This window comes from Amycolatopsis tolypomycina, from assembly GCF_900105945.1.
GTDB lineage: Bacteria > Actinomycetota > Actinomycetes > Mycobacteriales > Pseudonocardiaceae > Amycolatopsis > Amycolatopsis tolypomycina.
Map to the genome: position 1 here is coordinate 5,120,791 of NZ_FNSO01000004.1, position 18,303 is coordinate 5,139,093.

At 72.5% G+C, this 18,303-nt stretch carries 18 protein-coding genes; 11 read left to right on the forward strand and 7 right to left on the reverse strand.

The features are described 5' to 3' along the window. Positions 1-26: 26 nt before the first annotated feature. The 3 genes from BLW76_RS32935 (at position 27) to BLW76_RS32945 (ending at position 5,396) form a co-directional block, all read left to right on the forward strand. Positions 27-4,127, forward strand: coding sequence for a SpoIIE family protein phosphatase (locus BLW76_RS32935; protein ID WP_091314798.1), 4,101 nt, complete (start codon positions 27-29; stop codon positions 4,125-4,127). Then, positions 4,124-4,426 carry an STAS domain-containing protein gene (locus BLW76_RS32940; RefSeq protein WP_091314800.1) on the forward strand — a complete coding sequence of 101 codons (303 nt, stop codon included), beginning with the start codon at positions 4,124-4,126 and terminating at the stop codon, positions 4,424-4,426. The genes BLW76_RS32935 and BLW76_RS32940 overlap by 4 nt, the downstream gene beginning before the upstream one ends. 241 nt (positions 4,427-4,667) lie before the next feature. Beyond that, positions 4,668-5,396 (forward strand): ANTAR domain-containing response regulator, encoded by a 729-nt coding sequence (locus BLW76_RS32945; protein WP_091314802.1) that lies wholly within the window; start codon positions 4,668-4,670, stop codon positions 5,394-5,396. Between the two features lie 7 nt (positions 5,397-5,403). Here BLW76_RS32945 and BLW76_RS32950 read toward each other — a convergent pair whose 3' ends face one another. Further along, positions 5,404-5,814, reverse strand: a complete 411-nt coding sequence (locus BLW76_RS32950; RefSeq protein ID WP_091314805.1) for an ATP-binding protein — start codon at positions 5,812-5,814, stop codon at positions 5,404-5,406. A gap of 124 nt (positions 5,815-5,938) precedes the next feature. On the opposite strand from BLW76_RS32950, the gene BLW76_RS32955 reads away from it, so the two are divergent. The 5 genes from BLW76_RS32955 (at position 5,939) to BLW76_RS48910 (ending at position 12,281) form a co-directional block, all read left to right on the forward strand. After that, positions 5,939-9,199 carry a glucodextranase DOMON-like domain-containing protein gene (locus BLW76_RS32955; RefSeq protein WP_091314807.1) on the forward strand — a complete coding sequence of 1,087 codons (3,261 nt, stop codon included), beginning with the start codon at positions 5,939-5,941 and terminating at the stop codon, positions 9,197-9,199. A 13-nt stretch (positions 9,200-9,212) separates the two neighbouring features. Then, complete coding sequence (locus tag BLW76_RS32960; RefSeq protein WP_091314809.1) at positions 9,213-9,782, forward strand: DinB family protein; 570 nt, start codon at positions 9,213-9,215, stop codon at positions 9,780-9,782. Between the two features lie 134 nt (positions 9,783-9,916). Then, positions 9,917-10,429 (forward strand): YbaB/EbfC family nucleoid-associated protein, encoded by a 513-nt coding sequence (locus BLW76_RS32965; protein WP_091314811.1) that lies wholly within the window; start codon positions 9,917-9,919, stop codon positions 10,427-10,429. Further along, the gene (locus BLW76_RS32970; protein ID WP_091314813.1) at positions 10,426-10,737 is read left to right on the forward strand and encodes a hypothetical protein; all 312 of its coding nucleotides are present in this window, start codon (positions 10,426-10,428) and stop codon (positions 10,735-10,737) included. Before BLW76_RS32965 ends, BLW76_RS32970 begins: the two co-directional genes overlap by 4 nt. Continuing rightward, positions 10,737-12,281 carry a hypothetical protein gene (locus BLW76_RS48910; RefSeq protein ID WP_167384811.1) on the forward strand — a complete coding sequence of 515 codons (1,545 nt, stop codon included), beginning with the start codon at positions 10,737-10,739 and terminating at the stop codon, positions 12,279-12,281. Before BLW76_RS32970 ends, BLW76_RS48910 begins: the two co-directional genes overlap by 1 nt. Here BLW76_RS48910 and BLW76_RS32980 read toward each other — a convergent pair. The 3 genes from BLW76_RS32980 to BLW76_RS32990 all read right to left on the reverse strand — a co-directional run bounded on the left by BLW76_RS32980 (position 12,278) and on the right by BLW76_RS32990 (position 14,793). Beyond that, complete coding sequence (locus BLW76_RS32980) at positions 12,278-12,649, reverse strand: Rossmann-fold NAD(P)-binding domain-containing protein (protein ID WP_341866521.1); 372 nt, start codon at positions 12,647-12,649, stop codon at positions 12,278-12,280. The genes BLW76_RS48910 and BLW76_RS32980 overlap by 4 nt on opposite strands. A gap of 203 nt (positions 12,650-12,852) precedes the next feature. Next, entirely contained in the window at positions 12,853-13,224 is a 372-nt protein-coding gene (locus BLW76_RS32985) for a DUF742 domain-containing protein (protein ID WP_091314815.1), read from the reverse strand. 207 nt (positions 13,225-13,431) lie between these two features. Then, the gene (locus tag BLW76_RS32990; RefSeq protein WP_091314817.1) at positions 13,432-14,793 is read right to left on the reverse strand and encodes an NAD-dependent succinate-semialdehyde dehydrogenase; all 1,362 of its coding nucleotides are present in this window, start codon (positions 14,791-14,793) and stop codon (positions 13,432-13,434) included. Positions 14,794-14,898: 105 nt separating this feature from the next. On the opposite strand from BLW76_RS32990, the gene BLW76_RS32995 reads away from it, so the two are divergent. Together BLW76_RS32995 and BLW76_RS33000 are read left to right on the forward strand one after the other, a co-directional pair. Then, the gene (locus BLW76_RS32995) at positions 14,899-15,333 is read left to right on the forward strand and encodes a hypothetical protein (RefSeq protein WP_091314820.1); all 435 of its coding nucleotides are present in this window, start codon (positions 14,899-14,901) and stop codon (positions 15,331-15,333) included. Next, positions 15,330-15,773: a hypothetical protein gene (locus BLW76_RS33000; protein ID WP_244170434.1), complete on the forward strand. Its 444-nt coding sequence runs from the start codon at positions 15,330-15,332 to the stop codon at positions 15,771-15,773. Before BLW76_RS32995 ends, BLW76_RS33000 begins: the two co-directional genes overlap by 4 nt. On the opposite strand, the gene BLW76_RS33005 is transcribed toward BLW76_RS33000, so the two are convergent. Together BLW76_RS33005 and BLW76_RS33010 are read right to left on the reverse strand one after the other, a co-directional pair. Beyond that, positions 15,728-16,165 carry a L,D-transpeptidase gene (locus BLW76_RS33005; RefSeq protein ID WP_091314822.1) on the reverse strand — a complete coding sequence of 146 codons (438 nt, stop codon included), beginning with the start codon at positions 16,163-16,165 and terminating at the stop codon, positions 15,728-15,730. The genes BLW76_RS33000 and BLW76_RS33005 overlap by 46 nt on opposite strands. 66 nt (positions 16,166-16,231) lie before the next feature. After that, positions 16,232-17,137, reverse strand: a complete 906-nt coding sequence (locus BLW76_RS33010; protein ID WP_091314825.1) for a hypothetical protein — start codon at positions 17,135-17,137, stop codon at positions 16,232-16,234. 122 nt (positions 17,138-17,259) lie between these two features. Here BLW76_RS33010 and BLW76_RS33015 point away from each other — a divergent pair, with 122 nt between their 5' ends. Further along, complete coding sequence (locus tag BLW76_RS33015; protein WP_091314827.1) at positions 17,260-17,565, forward strand: hypothetical protein; 306 nt, start codon at positions 17,260-17,262, stop codon at positions 17,563-17,565. Positions 17,566-17,727: 162 nt separating this feature from the next. Here BLW76_RS33015 and BLW76_RS33020 read toward each other — a convergent pair whose 3' ends face one another. Further along, a complete protein-coding gene (locus BLW76_RS33020) occupies positions 17,728-18,162 on the reverse strand; it encodes a hypothetical protein (protein ID WP_091314830.1) in 435 nt (144 codons plus the stop codon). Between the last annotated feature and the right edge of the window lie 141 nt (positions 18,163-18,303).

Sequence of the window (18,303 nt, forward strand, 5' to 3'; positions counted from 1 at the left end):
CCGGGGCCGCGTGAACCTGGAGTGTGATGAGCGTCGGGGAAGAGGCCGGCCAGCGTGCCGTGTTTCCCGGGACCAGCAGGATGGCCGCCCGGATGCGGGACTTCGACTGGGCGTCGTCCCCGCTCGGCGAGCCGCGGGACTGGCCGGCCAGCCTGACGACGGCGGTCCGGATCTGCCTCACCTCCCGCTTCCCGATGATCGTCTGGTGGGGCCCGGAGCTGCGGTTCCTCTACAACGACGCCTACCTGCCGCTGCTGGGCACCAAGCACCCGGCCCTGGACAAGCCGGGCGCGGAGGTCTGGAGCGAGATCTGGCACATCATCGGGCCGATGCTCGACAGCGTGATGACCACCGGCGAGGCGACCTGGTCGGAGGACCTGCTGCTGCCGATGAATCGGCACGGCTACTGGGAAGAGACCTACTGGACGTACTCCTACAGCCCGGTGCACGACGACGAAGGCACCGTGCGGGCGGTGTTCACCGCGGTCTCCGACACGACCGAGCGTGTGATCGGCGAACGCCGGCTGGCGACGCTGCGCGAGCTCGGCGCCCGAGCCGGCGTCGCCCGCACCGTCGACGAGGCCTGCGAGCTGGTCGCGGGCGTGCTGGGCCAGGCCGGCGCCGACGTCCCCTACGCCACGATCCACATCCGCGACGGCGACGGCGCGCTCACGCTCGCGGCCGTCACCCCCGGCGGCGAAGGCGCGGCCGACGCGGCCGCCTGGCCGCTGAAGGACGTGCTCGCCGACGGCGTCGCGCGGACGGTGTCGGGCGAGGCGCTGGGCGAGCTGCCGTCGGGTGGCTGGTCCACCCCACCCGCCGAGGCGGTGGTGCTGCCGCTGCGCGGTGACGCCGGGGACGCGGCCACCGGCGTGATCGTGCTGGCCGCGAGCGCCGGGCGCGCGCTCGACGAGTCCTACCGGACCTTCCTCGGCCTGGTCGCCCAGCAGACGGCGGCGCTGGTCAACGGCGCCATCGCCTACCAGGTCCAGCAGCGGCGCGCCGAGGAGCTGACCGCGCTGGACGCGGCGAAGACCACGTTCTTCGCCAACATCAGCCACGAGTTCCGGACCCCGCTCACGCTGATCCTGGGCCCGGCCGCCGAGCTGCGGGAAACCCTCGACGGCGCCGGCGAGCGGGTGCGCGAAGAGGTCGACGTCATCCAGCGCAACGCACTGCGGCTCGGGCGGCTGGTCAACAACCTGCTCGACTTCTCCCGGATCGAAGCCGGCCGGATGCAGGCGCGCTTCGAACCGGTGGACCTCGGGACGTTCACCGGAGAGCTGGCGAGTGTCTTCCGGGCCGCCGTCGAACGGGCCGGTCTCGTGTTCGAGGTCGACTGCCGCCCGTCGGCCGAGCCGGTGCACGTCGACCGCGGGATGTGGGAGAAGGTCGTCTTCAACCTGCTGTCCAACGCGGTCAAGTTCACCTTCGACGGCGCGATCCGGGTGACGAGCACGGTCGACGGCGGAGACGCCGTGGTCGCCGTGTCCGACACCGGGATCGGCATCGACGCCGCCGAACTGCCGCGCCTGTTCGAGCGGTTCCACCGGATCCCGTCGGCCCGGGCGCGGTCGAACGAGGGCAGCGGCATCGGCCTGGCGCTGGTGCGCGAGCTCGTCGGCATGCACGGCGGCAGCGTCGCCGTGGAGAGCGCGCCGGGCGCCGGGACGACGTTCCGGGTCCGGCTGCCGGTGGGCACCCGGCACCTGCCCGCCGAGCACGTCGTCACCGAACCCACCGTCACCGAGCCCACGGCAGGCGGGCTCGGCAGTGGCGTGCCTTACGGCGAGGCCGCGGAACCGTACGTGCAGGAGGCCCTGCGCTGGCTGCCGGACGAGGAGCAGGCCGCGCGGCCCGCGCCCGCGGGCACCCGCGTGCTGGTCGCCGACGACAACGCCGACATGCGCGACTACCTCGTCCGGCTGCTGCGCGACGACTACGCGGTGACCGCGGTGCGCGACGGCGTCGAAGCGTTCGCCGCCGCCTGCGCCGACCCGCCCGAACTGATCATCAGCGACGTCATGATGCCGCGGCTGGACGGCCTCGGCCTGCTCGCCGAGCTGCGCGCCGACCCGCGCACCGCCGCCGTGCCCGTGCTGCTGCTGTCGGCGCGGGCCGGGCAGGAGGCCGCCGTCGACGGGCTGGCCGCCGGCGCCGACGACTACCTCGTGAAGCCGTTCTCGGCGCGGGAGCTGCTCGCCCGCGTCCGCACGACCGTCCAGCTGGCGCGACTGCGGACGCAGCATTCCCGGTGGCGCACGGCGATGATCGAATCCCTGCAGGAAGGGTTCTTCGTCTGCGACGACGAGGGCCGGGTCGTCGAGGTCAACGCGGCGTTCGGCGAACTGCTGGGCTTCGGCACCGGCGGGCTGCCCTACGCCCCGCCGTTCCCGTGGTGGCCGGACCCCGAGACCGACGCCGTCGCCCACCGCCAGGTCACCGAGGCGTCCGAGCGTGCGTGGGGCGAGCCCACCGGCAGCCTGGTCCTGCCGATGCGGCACCGGGACGGGCACCGGGTGTGGATCGCGCTCTCCTACAACCAGCTGCGCGACGACGAGGGCAGCCGCCGGGTGGTGGGCACGATCCGCGACGTCACGGCCGAGCGGTACGCCGTGCAGCGCGAAAGCGCGCTCGCCGCGATGAACCAGAGCCTGGCCGGCATCAGCGGCGTCCCCGAGGTGCTGCGCACCGGGCTGGAGCTGCTGCGCGAACTGTGGGACGGCCGGCGTGCGCTCGCGGTGACCTGGCCGCGGGACGGCGAACCGGAGCTCGCGTCCACCGATCCCGCCGACCGGCGCTGGGCGGACCTCGCCGCGCCGCTGCGCGCGACCCTCGACCACGTCCGCTCGCTCCCGGCGTTGCACGCGGCCCCGGCCGACGGCGGCGCGGGCACCACCGTCGACCACCCCGGCGGCCGGCTGACGCTGTGGGTCGAGCCCGCGCCGGGCCGTCCGCTCGGCACCGAAGACCGGACGCTGCTGGCGCTGCTGGCCGGGACGCTCGCACACGCCCTGCGCCGCGCCCACCGCGACGACCGGCAGCGGGAGGTGGCTCTCGCGCTGCAGCGCTCGATCCTCGGCCCGGCCCGGCTCCCCCACGGCTTCGCGGTGCGCTACGAGCCGGCGAACCCCCCGCTGGAAGTCGGTGGCGACTGGTACGACGTCGTCCCGCTGGCCGGCGACCGGATCGGCATCGTCGTCGGCGACTGCGTCGGCCGGGGGCTCGCCGCGGCCGCGGTGATGGGCCAGCTGCGCAGCGCCTGCCGGGCGTTGCTGCTGGAAGCCAGCAGCCCGGCGCAGACGCTCCGCGCGCTCGACCGCTTCGCCGGACGGCTGCCGGGTGCCTTGTGCACCACCGTGTTCTGCGGGGTGCTCGACCCGGCGACCGGCACGCTCACCTACAGCAGCGCCGGGCACCCACCCGCCACCCTCGTGCACCGCGACGGCACGGCGGAGTTCCTCGACTCCGGCGGCAGCCTGCCGCTCGCCGTCCGCGCCTCGGAACCGCGGCCGGAGGCCACCGCGGTCGTGCCGATCGGTTCCCTGCTGATGCTCTACACCGACGGGCTCGTCGAACGCCGCCGCGAAGCCCTCGACGACGGCATGGACCGGGCCACCTCCGTCGCCCACGACACGCGGGACGCCGAGCTCGGCGAGCTGGCGGCGGCCCTGATGAACCGGCTCCGCCCCGCCGACGGCTACGAGGACGACGTCGCGCTGCTGCTCTACCGCCGGTCGATCCCGCCGCTGGACTTCGAGTTCGCGGCGCACCCGGACCACCTCGCCTCGACCCGCCGCTGGCTGCGCGGGTGGCTGGAGAACGCGGCCCTCGACCCCGACCTCGCCCAGGACGTGCTCGTCGCCGCGGGCGAGGCCTGCGCCAACGCCGTCGAACACGCCTACCGCGACGGCTCCGGGGCGACCGCGCACCTGGCGGCCCGGCTCACCGGCGCGCACCTGGTGGTCACGGTGACCGACCGGGGCCACTGGAAGCAGCCGCCGCCGGACAACCACGTGCTGCGCGGCCGCGGCGTGCCGATGATGGAAGCGCTGGCCGACGCGGTCGACATCCGGCGCGACGCGGCCGGGACCACCGTCACGCTGGAATGGAGGATCGGTTCGTGACGACGGCACTCACGCTGGTCAGCGGCCCGGGCGACGACGGCGCCCGGGTCCTGTCCGTCACGGGTGAAATCGACATGAGCAACGCCGCCGAGTTCGGCGCCGCGCTGGACCGCGAGCTGGCGGCGGGCCCCGCCGTCACCGTGGACCTCACCGGGGTGGCCTACCTCGACAGCGCGGGCGTCGCGGTGCTGTTCGACCGCGCGGGCGAACGCGACCTGCGGCTGGTCGCGCCCCGGCTGCTCGAGCGGGTCCTGCGGGTGTCCGGGCTCACCCAGGTCACGAAGGTCGTGATCCGCTGAACGGTTGACCCGGGGTACACCGGGTAAGCGGGCCGCAGCGACGGTGCGTCGGGTGGGTTGTGCTGCCGTCCGTCGCCAGGTGGCCCCGGCGCCCAACCCACGACGTTCAACAGCGAGCGCCGGGCCGGAGCCACCGCCCTGGTGTTGCGGAAGACGCCCTGGACGCGAGTAAGGTTTTGCCGTTCCGTTGAAGCAGCAGCGGTTCGGCACGAGCCGCAGCGTCCGGGACGGAGATGACCGAGTGACCGGTGAGCCGATCCTGCCCGAGCACCTCGACGAGCTGACCGCCGCGATGGCGGACCTCACGGGTGCCCTGGAGACCGAACCAGCCGAAGCGGAGATCCTCGACGCCGTCTGCGCCGAAGCCGTCCGGGCCGTGCCGGGCGCCGACATGGCGAGCATCACGGCGATCCGCGACGGCGAGCCGACGACGGCGGCCTGCACGGACGAGCGCGCCGTCGAGATCGACCGGGCCCAGTACGCGGCGGGCGCCGGTCCTTGCCTGGAGGCCGCGCGGACCGGCGAGATCGTCCGGGTGCCGCTGGCGACGGCCGGGGCGGCCTGGCCCGAATTCACCGCCCGCGCCCAGGAACTCGGCGTCGGCAGCTACCTGGCCGCGCCGCTGCGCGTCGACGGCCACCTGTCCGGCGCGCTGAACCTCTTCGGCTACGGCGACCACGGCTTCGCGGAAACCGATTCGCAGCTGCTGAAGCTGTACACCACGGTCGTCTCGTTCGGGCTGCGCACCACGCGGCGCTACCACCAGGCCCGGCAGCGCACCGTCGAACTCGAGACGGCGATGCGGTCGCGGGCGGTGATCGAGCAGGCCAAGGGCATCCTGATGGCGGTGCACCGGATCAGCGCCGACGACGCCATGAAGAAGCTGGTCACGGAATCGCAGCGGACCAACGTGAAGCTGCGGGACGTCGCGACCCGGTTCGTCGAGGAGCTGTCCTCGACGAGGCCCTGAGGACCGCTCAGGCGGTGTGGCGGGCCGGGAACGGCCAGGTGAGCGTGATGACCGTGCCGCCGTCGGTCGAGCGGAGGTCGAGGCCGTCGACGAGGGCCTGGATCAGGCGCAGCCCGCGGCCGCCGTCGGCGCGCTCGGCCAGCGTCGCCCAGCGGCCCTGGTCGGCGACCGTGACGATCAGCACCTCCTGGTCGATCCGGGCGCGGACGTCGATCAGCCCCGGCCGGCCGTGGTAGGCGTGGTCGAGCACGTTGGCCATCGCTTCCCAGCAGGCCAGCACGACGTCGTCGGCCTGCCGCCCGACCTCGTCACCGGCACGCCGCCGCAACCAGGACACCAGGTGCCGGCGCAGGCTCGGCAGCGTCCGTGGCGAAATCGTGCCGCGGTACCGCCATCCGTCCGATCCCAGCTCTTCCACGTTCACCTCCTCGGGGGACATCAGGTTTGCTACCCACGGGTTCGGATTCTCAATCACCGGTAATGACATCCCTGGCGCCGTTCGGACCTGGTGCACCCCCGGGCGGCCGTGATCGGATGGGCGGATGATTCGGTCGACGTCGTCCGTGGTGCTGTGCGCGGTGCTCGCCGCGACCCTCCTGCCCGCTCCTTCGGCTGCCGCGGCGCCGGCACCGGGGCCGGGCGCCGTCTCGCACTTCGGCCTGGCCCGCAAGGACTGCCTGGGCACCGCCCGGAACACCACCAGCAAGGCGTGGTTCACCGTGGCGGACGGCGTGCTGTCCGACGTCTACGCGCCGGTGATCGACAACACGAACGTCGAGACGCTGCAGTTCGCCGTCACGGACGGCCGCAGCTTCACCGACCTGCAGGCGCGGGACATGACCTACACGGTCCGCACGAGCGCGGGCGGGATGGCCTGCGAGGTGACGTCGACCGCGCGCAGCGGCAAGTACCGGCTGGTCACCGAGTACCTGGCCGACCCGGCCCGGACCGGCGTGCTCATCCGCACCCGGCTGGAACCGCTGAAGGACTCCGGCCGTGACTTGAAGGTGTACGTGCGGTTCGACGCGAGCGTCAACGGCAACGGCGGGGGCGGCCCGGCCAACGGCGGCGGCGACACGGCCACCGTCGACGCGGCGACGTCGGCGCTGGTCAGCAGCGACAGCAACACGGTGTCGAGCGCGCCGGCCCGCGACTACGGCACCCCGCTGGCCGCCGCGCTGCGCGCCGACCGCCGGTTCCTGGCCACCGGCAGCGGCTTCGTGGGCACGCCGGGCGACGGGCTGGCCCAGCTGGACCGCGACCACCGGCTCACCGACACGACGCCGACGGCGGTGAACGGCAACGTCGTCCAGACCGCGCAGCTGGACCTCCAGCCGCGCCGGCCCGCGGTACTGGCGCTCGGGTTCGGCGCGGACGCGCGGGCCGCCGTCGCCACGGCCGGCGCGAGCCTGCGCACGCCGTTCGAGGTGAGCCACCGCCAGTACGCGCGCGAGTGGCGTGACTACGACAACGGGCTGATCCCGGTGCGGGGCAAGGACTCGGACGCGTACTACCAGTCGGTCAACGTGCTCAAGGCCAGTGAGGACAAGACGTTCCCGGGCGCGGTCGTCGCCTCACTCGGCAGCCCGTGGGGCCAGGCGGTCTCGGCGGGTGACGCACCCGGCGGCAAGCCGGTCTACTTCGGCTCCTACCGCGAGATCTTCGCCCGCGACCTCTACGAAAGCTTCTCCGGCCTGCTGGCCGCCGGCGACCGCGAGACAGCACGGGCGAGCGTCCGCTGGCTGTTCACCCGTCAGCAGCAGCCGGACGGCCGCTTCCCACGGAACTCGCTGCTCAACGGCAAGAAGGCCCCCGACTCCGGCGGTGACCAGCTCGACGAGAGCGCGTACCCGATCCTGATGGCGCTGCAGGCCGGCCTGGACCGCGACCGCGCGCTCTACACCGGCCACATCCGGGCGGCCGCGGACTTCGTCGTCGCGCACGGGCCCGCGTTCGGCTCGGAGCGCTGGGAGGAACAGGGCGGCTACTCCCCCTCGACGATCGCCGCGGAGATCGCCGGGCTCGTCGCCGCGGGCGTGACCGCGGACCGCAACGGCGACCGGGCGCGCGCGAACATCTACCGCGCCACCGCCGACCACTTCCAGCGCAGCATCAAGGGCTGGACGGTGACGCAGAACGGGCCGTACGGCGGCCGGTACTTCCTTCGGCTGACCAAGAACGGCGACCCGAACTCCGAGTGGTTCTACAACCTGGGCAACGGCTCGGTCGACGCCGACCAGCGCGCGGTCGTCGACGCCGGGTTCCTCGAGCTGACCCGCCTGGGCGTGCTGCCCGCGAACGACCCGGACGTCGCCGCGTCGCTCGCCGTGGTCGATCGCGTGATCAAGCGGGACACCCCTGCCGGGCCGGGCTGGTACCGCTACGGCACCTCGGCACCGGGCAGCGAGGACGGCTACGGCGACTGCTACGAACCGGACCCGACTAACTGCGGTCCCACGGGCGCGCCGTGGCCGTCGACGAACAGCGGGTCCGGGCACCTGTGGCCGGTGCTCGCCGGCGAACGCGGCGAGCAGGCGGTGCAGACGGGCGACCGGGCCGGCGCGGCGGCGCTGCTGCGCGCGATGCGGGCCCAGACGAACGGCACCGGCCTGATCCCGGAGCAGATCTGGGAGAACCCGGCGCTGCCGGCGTCGCCGTACGGGTCGGACCCGAAGACGGCGTCGATCGGCTTCACCCCGGGTCAGTCGGTGGGCTCGGTGGCGCCGCTGAGCTGGGCGCAGGCGCAGTCGGTCCGGCTGGCCCGTGCCCTGGACGACGGACGGCTGCCCGAGCAGCCCGCCGAGGTCCGTGCGCGGTACGCCGCCGCCCCGCCTGCCCTGGCGGTCACGCTCGACGCGCCCGCGTCGGTGTCCACGACGACCGCCGAGGTCACCGGCACCGCGCCCGCCGGCAGCCGGGTCGACATCGCGGTCTCGGCCACCGACGCGGGCACGACCACGGTGCTGTCGACGCGGGCGTCGGCGGCGGGGACGTTCGGCGCCACCGTCCCGACGCCGTTGGGCGCGAACGTCGTCACCGCGGCCGCGACCGGCACGGGAACCGGGTACGCGCAGAAGACGATCAGCTCGGACTTCGTCACGGGCACGGTCCTGCTGGACACGACCGACCCGGACGGCGACGACAACGGCCCGGGCACGTACACGTACCCGACGGCGGGCGACTTCCACGCGGGCGCGTTCGACCTGCAGCGCTTCCAGCTCATCGACTCCGGCACCACCCTGGTCTTCCGGGCGCAGGTCCGCGACCTGTCGCCGACCTTCGGCTCCCCGCTGGGTGCCCAGCTGCTGACGGTCTACGGCCACGACCCGGCCGCGACGGCGACCTCGACGGCGGCGCCGTTCCCGAGCCGCGCGTACACGATCGCGCCGCAGGACGCGTGGAGCCGGCGCATCGAGGTCCAGGGCTTCGCCGAGCCGGCGCTGGTCGACGCTTCGGGAGCTTCGCTGGCAACGCCGTCCGTGCAGGCGTCGCAGGCAACGCGGTACATCACGGTCAGCGTGCCCAAGGCCGCGTTCGGGACGCCGGGGCCGGGCTGGACGTTCGCCGTGGTGCTGACGGGCCAGGACGGCAACTCGCCGGACCAGGCCCGCCCGTTCACGCCGACGGCGGGCCAGTACACGTTCGGCCTCTGCGCGGCGGGCGGGACGGCCCCGATCTGCACGGCGGACCCGGCCACCGCCCCGAAGGCGTTCGACGTGCTGACTCCGTCCGGAGTGGACCAGAAGCTGGAGCTGGACCCGACGCTCGGACCGGTTCGGGTGCGCGGGGTGCCCCTGGGCTGACACCCTGGAGGCCATGATCGACGAGTTCGCGAAGCAGTATCTGCACGGCGACCTGCGCGAGGTCCGCGAGGAAATGGTCGGGAAGCTGGACGGCCTCGGCGAGTACGACATCCGCCGTCCGCTGACGGCCACCGGCACCAACCTGCTCGGCCTGGTCAAGCACCTGACGCTGACCGAGGCCCGGTACTTCGGCGAGATCTTCGGCCGCCCGTACCCCGAGCCGCTGCTCCGCTGGGACGACCTCTCGGTGCGCGGCACGGACATGTGGGCGACCGAGCACGAGACCCGCGAGGACATCGTCGCGGCCTACCGGCGGGCGTGGGAGCACGCCGACGCGACGATCACCGAGCTGGCGGTGGACGCACCGGGCCACGTGCCCTGGTGGCCGCGTCCGGACGTGAAGCTGTTCAACATCCTGGTCCACGTCCTGACCGAGACGAACCGCCACGCGGGGCACGCCGACATCCTGCGCGAGCAGCTCGACGGCGCCGTGGCCACCGATGGTCACCGCGACGCGGAGTTCTGGGCGGTGCGACGCGCGGCGGTCGAGCGCGCGGCGAAGGCCGTGGCGGATCCACAGTAGACATCCGCCGTGGGTGTCCGAGGGCAGCTTCGGGGAGACAACCAGGCACATTCCCGGCTCTCGCCGAACCGCCGCCTCGCGTGCGCTAACCTGCCGCTCAGGGGAGCGGACCACCACGTCGAGGAGTCGATTTCGTGCAACCGAACCTGGGGCCAGGCGAAGACTTCCAGCTCCTGCTCGAACGGCAGGTCCGGGAGATGCAGTCGAAGGCCGCGGCGCTGAACGAGGCCATCTCGGCGGCCGGGGCGACGGTCCGCACCCGCGACGGCTCGGTCACGGTGACGCTCGCCCCGAACGGCGCGCTCACGAACCTCGAGCTCGGGCACCGGGCGTGCGAGCTGGGCCCGGCGCGGCTGACCGCGGCGATCATGGGCGCGGTGCGCGACGCGCAGCGGCAGACCGCCCGCGCCGTCGCGGATTCCTTCGCGACCATCAACGGCGACGGCGAGTCGACCGAAATGGTCCGGTCCTTCCTGCCGCCGGACCCGCCGCCGGACGGGGACTTCGCGGCCCCGGAGAGCGCCGAGCCCACGCCGCCGCCTCCGTCCACCCGGCCCGCGCCGCCCGCTCCCCCGGCGCCGCCGTCCGCGCCGCGCCGCCGTCCGGTGGCCGACGACCGGCCCGACGACGAATCGAACCCCTGGTGAGCGGCGGCTTCCGCGTCTCTTCGGAGCCGCTGGCGAACTTCGGCAAGCACCTCGACGAGCTGCAGAAGAACCTGCAGAGCACCGCGGACCTCGTCGGCGGCATGGTCTGCGACCCCGGCATGTTCGGCATCAACCCGGCGTGCCAGCTGATGGCCGCCGGCGCGAGCACCTGGACGGACAAGGCGCACCACCAGTTCGGGGAGTACGCCAAGACCGTCGGCGACCTCGCCGACAAGGTCGCGGAGGCCGCGAAGCGTTACCAGTCGGGCGAGGAAGACGCCGTGAACTCGATCGTGAGGTTCGAATAGTGGGCGACGACTACAAGAGCAAGGACGTCAGCCTCCACGGTTCGGAACTGTTCAACAGCGACAACGCGTCCGCCGGCGCGGGCTTCTTCGAGGCCGCGATCGGCCTGGACAAGGCCGTCAAGGAGAACGACAAGGTCGCCATCGGCATCGGCTCCGCGGGCATGGCGCTGGAGACGATCGGGCTCGTGCTGGACCCGATCGGCAGCCTGCTCACGGCCGGGATCGGCTGGCTCATCGAGCACATCACGATCCTGCGGTGGCCGCTGGACATCCTGATGGGCGACCCGATCGGCATCGCGGCGGCCAGCGAGGCGCTCACGGCGGAGAAGAAGAAACTGGAGCAGTGGTCGGCCGACCACCAGGGTGCGCTCGACACGCTGCTGAAGGAGTGGAGCGGGAGCGCCGCGGACCAGTTCAAGAAGGACATGGACGCGGTCACCGAGCAGCTGGCCTCCCTCGGCGGCTACCTCGACCAGGCCGGCAAGAACATGAAGATCGCCGGCGGCATCGTGGGCGCGTTCCGCGGCATCCTCCGCGACCTGATCGCGATGCTCCTGGCCACGATCGTGAAGGGCGCCCTGATCGCGGCGGCCCTGGCCCCGGTGACGTTCGGCGCCTCGATCGCGATCTTCATCGGCACGACGATCGGCACGGTGGCCACGGCACTGGGCAAGATCGGCGCCAAGCTGGCCCAGCTGGCGAAGAAGCTCGGCGACCTGCTCCAGGCCCTGACGAAGATGGGCAAAGCGGGCGACGACCTGGTGGCAGCCAAGCCCTCGACGAGCAGCCTGACACCGACGCCCACCCCGAAGCCGGCACCCAAACCCGAGCCGGCACCGGCGCCGAAGCCGGACACCACGCCTTCGTCGGCCACCCCGGAGCCCAAGCCGGACACGACCCCGGACCCCAAGCCCGAGCCGAAACCGGAACCGACGCCCTCGTCCTCCACCCCGGACCCCAAGCCGGACACCACACCTTCCTCGGCCACCCCGGAACCGAAACCCGAGCCCAAGCCGGACACCACTCCCGAGCCCAAGCCCGAGCCGAAACCGGAACCGGCACCCTCGTCCTCGTCGAGCACCCCGGACCCCAAGCCCGAGCCCAAACCGGACACCACCCCCGAGCCCAAGCCGGACGCCGCGCCCTCGTCGGCGACCCCGGAGCCCAAGCCGGACACCACCCCGGAACCCAAGCCCGACACCACGCCCGACCCGAAGCCGGACACCACCCAGTCCACTCCGGATCCCAAGCCGCACAAGCCGTTCACCGATCAGATGACCGACGTCATCAAGACCAAGCTGTCCCAGGTCGACGGTGTGACGCCCGAGATCATGCAGAAGTTCGACAAGATCAGCAACTTCTCCGTGCACGAGCTCGGCAAGCTCTTCGGCAAGGAGGGCGCCGAAAAGTTCGAGTCGGCGATCAAGGTCATGACGGACCCGTGGTTCGGCAAGTCGGGACTGGCGGGCAAGACGGTCGTCGACATGATCAAGGGCGTGCCGGCCAGCGTCGGCAACGTCACCGGCGGGGAGGACGAGAACTAGCCGAGCGGGTCCAGCCCGGCCAGCGCCACGCTGTCCGGCCACAGCCGCGCGGCGGCCGCGTCGTCGGTCAGGTTCGCCCACCGGGCCTCGAGCCGCGGCCGGCCGCGCAGGCCGAACACGCGCGGACCCGCCACACGCAGCCGCCGGTCGAGTTCGAGCGCGAAGAGCGTCTGGGCCAGCTTGGACCGCTCGTAGGCACGCTTCGGGGCGTATTTGCGCGAGCTCTGGAGGTCGGCGAAGTCGAGGTGAGCCGACTTCGCCGCGAAGCTGCCGGTGGTGACGATCCGCGCGGTCGGCGCCAGCACCGGCATGAGCCGCGGCGGGGCGTCGAGCGCGACACCGGCGTTGCACAGGACGGCGTCCAGCACGCCCACGTCCGTTCGAGCGAGCGCGGGTCGGCCAGGTCCAGCTGGGTGTGCCCCACCTTCGCCCCGGGAACCCGCGAGCGGATCGACGCGGTCGCAGCCTCCGCCTTCGCGGGATCCCGCCTGTACCCGATCCCGCGTTGCCCCGGTCACCCCGTACCCGCATCGCCGCCCTCCCCGTTCGGGGACACGCTACGGCCAGGTGATCAGAGCCGGCTGAGGCCGTGCAGGATGCGCTTCATCAGGTCCATGCTCGGCCGGTTGCCGTTGCTCTTCTTGGTGGTGTGCACGGCGACGAGCCCCCGGTCGGCCAGGTCGGAGAGCAGGACGCGCGCCACCCCGAGCGGCAGCCGCCGCCGCGCGGCGACCTCGGCCACCGACTGCGACGTGCAGCACAGCACGCAGATTTCCGACTCTTCCGCCGTGCTGTTGCGTGTCATGGCCCGGCCGCGCGGAGTGGTGGAGACGAGCGTCTCGACGGGAAGGTCACGCGTCGGACGCGTCCGGCCGTGGGTACGGAAGTACGGCCGCACGAGCCCAGCCGCCCCTCCGTCTTCGAGCGCGGTCCCCCAGTGCACAGCCAGCTCCTCACGGCGATTAATCCTTGTAGGCGATTATTCGACACCGTGATCGACTCCACCGCAATCGACCGAACAGGCTAACGGACGGTAAACTCCAGGTCAGAGCGGCGCCGTTGAACGACACCACCCCGAGGCAGGAAGGTCATCCAGCCGGATTATCAGAGTTCTGACAAACCGGCCGGTCACCGAGCCGCCCGGACGGGCTCAGAGGCGGATGGGCTTCTTGTTCATGAACTCCTCGATCCCCAGCGCCCCCAGCTCCCGCCCGATCCCCGACCGCTTGATCCCGCCGAACGGCAGGTCCGCCTCCGAACCGCCCGCCTTGTTCACGTACACCATCCCCGCCTCGATCCCCCGGGCTACGCGGGCCGCTCTGGTTCGGTCGGTGGCGAACACGCTTGCGCCCAAGCCGAACGGCGTGTCGTTCGCCAGCTTCACCGCCTCTGCTTCCGATGATGCCCGGAACACCAACGCCACCGGGCCGAAGATCTCCTCGTGGTACGCCGCCATGTCCGGTGTCACGTCCGTCAGGACCGTGGCCTCCACGTACGCCCCCGGGCCCGGGACCCGGTGTCCGCCCGCGCGCAGCGTTGCGCCCGCCCGGATCGCCGTCTCTATCTGGGTCGCCACCTCGTCCGCCGCCGCTTTCGAGGCCAGTGGGGGCAGTGTTGTCGCCGGGTTCGCCGGGTCGCCTGGGACGTAGTACTCCGTCACGCGCTTGGCGAACCGGTCGACGAACTCCTCGTACAGCTCGGCCAGCACGATGATGCGCTTCGGCGCGTTGCACGACTGGCCGCAGTTGCGCATCCGGGCCGTGGCCGTCACCTTGACCGTCTCGTCCAGGTCGTCGGTGTCCAGGACGATCAGCGGGTCGGAACCGCCCAGCTCCAGGACGCACTTCTTCAGGTTGCGGCCGGCTTCGGCCGCCACCGCCACACCCGCCTGCTCGCTGCCCGTCAGCGACACCCCGACCAGCCGCGGGTCCGCCAGCATCCACGGCACCTGCCTGCTCGAGGCGAACACGTTCACGTAGGCGTCCGACGGCACGCCGGCGTCGTGCAGCACCCCCTCGATCGCCGCCGCCGAACGGGGGCAGATCGAGGCGTGCTTGAGGAGGATCGTGTTGCCCAGCACCAGGTTCGGCGCCACGAACCGGGCCACCTGGTAGCACGGGAAGTTCCACGGCATCACCCCCAGCAGCGCCCCGATCGGCTCCTTCGTCAGCACCGCCTCGCCGCCGCGGATCGCCAGGGGCTCGTCGGCCAGCAGGTCCGGGCCGCGCTCGCCGTAGTAGCGAAAGATGTCGGCCACGACGCCGACCTCGCCGCGGCCTTCGTTGATCCGCTTCCCCATCTCCAGGGTCATGATCGCCGCGAGCTCGCCGGCGCGCTCGGCGAACAGCTCCGCCGCGCGCAGCACGATCGCCGCGCGTTCGGCGACCGGCCGGGAGCGCCATGCCGCGTACCCGCGGTGCACCCGCTCGATCGCCGCCCGGACCTCCTCGTCGGCCGCGTTCGGGATTTCGTCGACCAGCTCACCCGTCGCCGGGTTGGTGACTGTATACAAAGCGGCCTCCTCTGCCAGCCTACTGGATACTGTATACACTATGTCGGCTATGATCGGCACCCGCGCGGCGGTACCCCTCGCCGCTTGATCGACTATCGTTCCCCCATGACGCTGGAACTCACCGGCGGACCCGATTTCGCCGCGCAGGCACCAGAAACCGCCCGCTGGACCCGGCAGTACACCGTCGGTGCGGTCACCTTCGGCTGCCCCGCCCGCACGTCGGAACGCACTCCGCGAGTCTGGAGCGGACGCGGTCTCGGCCTGCCCGAGGCCGAGCTGACGGACTTCGCCGAGCAGCTGCGTCGCGTCATGAAACACAAGGCCTACTGGCTCGCCCGCGACCCCCGAGCGGGTGATGCGGCGATCTGGTCACCCGGCCGCTACGACGACGAAGACGGCTTCGTCTATTTCGCCGGCCCGTGCACCCACGGCGGCCCGTGGCCCGGCTACCGGCCGACGCCGGCGTTCACCGTCGCGCTCCCCCACGTCCGCGGCCTGCGGATCCGGGTGGCGGCGTACCTGTTCCCCCGAAACGGGTGAAACCGGCGCGGGCGGGCGTCGTCGCCGCCGTGGTCAGCGGGATACCGTCGACTGCACACGCTCTGCTCACCGGCGGTGACGTCCTGGCGGCCACCCGCGCGGCGGGCACGCTGCTGCCGGGACGACGCGACCGGCCCGGCGTCGCCGCCGGGCTGCTCGCGCACGTCGTCGTTTCCGCCGTGTGGACCGGCGTGCTCGCCGCGGTCTCGCGGCGTCACCGGCTCGGCGCCGGCGGCGGCGCGGTCGCCGGGCTGGTCATCGCGGCGCTGGACCTCGGGATCGCGGCCCGCGCGTACCCCGCCGTGCGGGCGTTGCCGCGCGGGCCGCAGATCCTGGACCACCTGGTGTTCGGCGCCGTCACCGGCGCGCTCCTCGACCGTCCACAAGAGACAGATCAGCGCACGACCTCGACGACGTCACCGGGGTGGAGCGAGTTATAGAACTTCACCGCGGCGGCCTTCGAAAGGTGCACGCACCCGTGCGACTTGACCTTCAGGCTGCCCTGGTGGAACGCGACTCCGGTGGTGGTGAAGAACACCGAGTACGGCATCGGCCCGTTGTACTGCTTGCTGTAGTGGTCGATGTCCTTGTACTGCACGTGGAACTTGCCCAGCGGAGTCGGGTACTTCGGCAGCCCCACGGTGATCGGGACGCCGCCGTAGGTGACGTTCCCGGCGCCGTCGGTCAGCCACGCGGTATTCGAACTGCGCTGGACGCAGGCCTTCGCTTCGGCACTGCACGGCGTCGACGCCGCTTCGGCCGGTCCCGCGAACGCCACGGTCCCCGCCATCGCGGCGACCCCGCCCAGAACTGCGATCATCCTCCGGTTCATCGTGTGCCTCCCGTTGTCGTTCGGCTACCCAAAGAGAGTGCCCAGCCGGGCGATCTTCGAACCGGGTCAGTTCTGCGGCTGCGAAAGCCCGAAGAACTCGGCCTGCTCGCGGTCGTAGCGGCGGGTCAGGCCGTTGCCGTAGCGGTCCCACCAGTTCTGCGTGTGCCCGCCCTGGGTGGTCGTCGTGCCGCCGTAGACCTGGCGGTCGTACTCGATGCGCGCGTCCCGGAACTCCTGCTGGAACTGCTCCGGAGTCAGCCCCTGGACGTGCTGGACGGCCGCGTCGCTCAGCGTGCGCGAACTGCGCACGATGTCCTCGCCCGCCATGTGGTTGAGGATCGCGCGGACGCCGCCGGCGCCGCGCATGTGGGCGCCGGACATGATCGCCGCCTGCGTGCCGGGATCGGTGAAGTTGAGCGCGCCGGCGGTGCGCGCGTTCGCGGTCATCAGGTCGGCGACGACCGCGCGTTCTTCGGCGCTGCCGATGCCGTACTGCTCGCGCGCGGCGATGATCCGGTCGTAGCCGTTGTGCATGTTCTGCCGGAAACCGTAGGCCTCGGGCACCCCGCCCTGCTCGCCGGTCGCGCCTTCGGAGCGCATGATCGAGTCGACGACCCGCGGGTCGAGCTGCTGCGGCGCGGCGGCCGCGGCGCCACCCCCGCCGCCCTGCCCGCCGCCATACGCCTGCGCGACGTCGGAGTCGGCGGCGCGGTAGCCGTCCGCGGCCGTCTGGACGTTCTGGTTCACGTTCACCAGCAGGCGCAGGAGTTTCTGCAGCGCGCTGCCCAGCGTCGAGTGCAGCGCGGCGTTCGCGGCCGCGACGCCGCTGCCGATCCCGGCGAACGACATCGCGTCGAGCACCAGGCCTTCCAGGTCGCGCGTGGCCGACAGGAAGGACGACCCGACGTCTTCGACCGTCCTGACGACCGTTCCCATCTCCGCCGTTTCGGCGCGGTAGGCCCCGGCACTCATGGTCTGCTCCCTCCGGACACCGGCTGTGCGCGTCGAGAATTCCCCACGGCGACAGCCGGGCCCACGGCCGAATTACCCACTGGTCGCGGCCGGAGTGCCCACAACGGCGCTAAGGTCGGGAGATGAGCAAACCCGACGGCGACCCGAACGTGGTCGAGGGCGAGATCGTCGACGACACCCCCACCGCGGCGCCGGCGATTCCGACGCCGCCGCTGCCGGAGGCGGACTACAGCGAAGGCGGCGTGCCCAGCTTCGACTTCGTCCGCGACAAGATCGAGAACCGGTACACGACGTCGCTCGGTTCGGTCGACGTCGCCGGCCTCGGCACCGAGAACACGGCCGAGGCCCTCGACAAGAAGATCGCCGACCGCGACCAGGCGGCCAAGGACAGGCTGGCCGAGATCCGCCGCTCGATGCGCGGCGAGTAGGGCCGCTCGCAAGCCTCGGCACGAGCCGGGGTAGGCGGGTTCGCGGGAAGCGAGCGTCCGCTGGTCACGGCGAGCGAGGCCCGCCCGCACGCCCGCAACAAGCGAGCCCCCGGCGAGCCACGCCGCCGGCGCGGCCACGATCCCGCCACGCCGCAACGAACGTCACGTCCGGCGCGCCGCGCTCGTCCCGCACTCCGGCACCCCATCGCCGCGCAGAAAATGCCCGGCCGCGTAGCCGGTGCGCCCCGCGGCACTGCCGCGCAGCCACCGGTCGTCCCCGGAGGCCGGTGTGCCGTGCGTCCAGCACTCCGCCTGGAAGGTCCCGCCCTCGGCGACCCAGCCGACCCGGCGGCACGTGGCAGCCGCGCACGACCGGATGTTGAGACCGCTCTTGCCCGTCCCGGCGACGACGTACGGCGCCGGCGCCGTGCGGGCGAGCGGGTCGCCACCGCCCCCGGCAGACGATGGCGGTGACGTGCCCGATGTGCCCGCCGGGCCCGAGGCGAGGCCGCCGAGCAGCAGGAAGAGCAGGACGGCCGCGAAGGCGGTGGCGGCCAGCACCCGGACGAGCACACCCGGTCTCAGCACGACGAACATGGCGGTTCCTTCCCCTCGCTGCCGTCCTCCGGGCCGGGTCCGGTGCTGCTCGTCGTCCTCGCGCGTCCTCACAGTCTCTCGGTCTCCGGCCTTGCCCTGCAAGTGTCACTCCGGGACAGCCTGTTTTGCAATTCCCACGGA

Bases quoted from the DNA above. Each gene is read 5' to 3' on its own strand.
- BLW76_RS32995 (WP_091314820.1), top strand. From the start codon at position 14,899: ATGACGCTGGAACTCACCGGCGGACCCGATTTCGCCGCGCAGGCACCA.
- BLW76_RS33010 (WP_091314825.1), bottom strand. From the start codon at position 17,137: ATGAGTGCCGGGGCCTACCGCGCCGAAACGGCGGAGATGGGAACGGTC.
- BLW76_RS32935 (WP_091314798.1), top strand. From the start codon at position 27: ATGAGCGTCGGGGAAGAGGCCGGCCAGCGTGCCGTGTTTCCCGGGACC.
- BLW76_RS33015 (WP_091314827.1), top strand. From the start codon at position 17,260: ATGAGCAAACCCGACGGCGACCCGAACGTGGTCGAGGGCGAGATCGTC.
- BLW76_RS32955 (WP_091314807.1), top strand. From the start codon at position 5,939: ATGATTCGGTCGACGTCGTCCGTGGTGCTGTGCGCGGTGCTCGCCGCG.
- BLW76_RS33020 (WP_091314830.1), bottom strand. From the start codon at position 18,162: ATGTTCGTCGTGCTGAGACCGGGTGTGCTCGTCCGGGTGCTGGCCGCC.
- BLW76_RS32960 (WP_091314809.1), top strand. From the start codon at position 9,213: ATGATCGACGAGTTCGCGAAGCAGTATCTGCACGGCGACCTGCGCGAG.
- BLW76_RS33005 (WP_091314822.1), bottom strand. From the start codon at position 16,165: ATGAACCGGAGGATGATCGCAGTTCTGGGCGGGGTCGCCGCGATGGCG.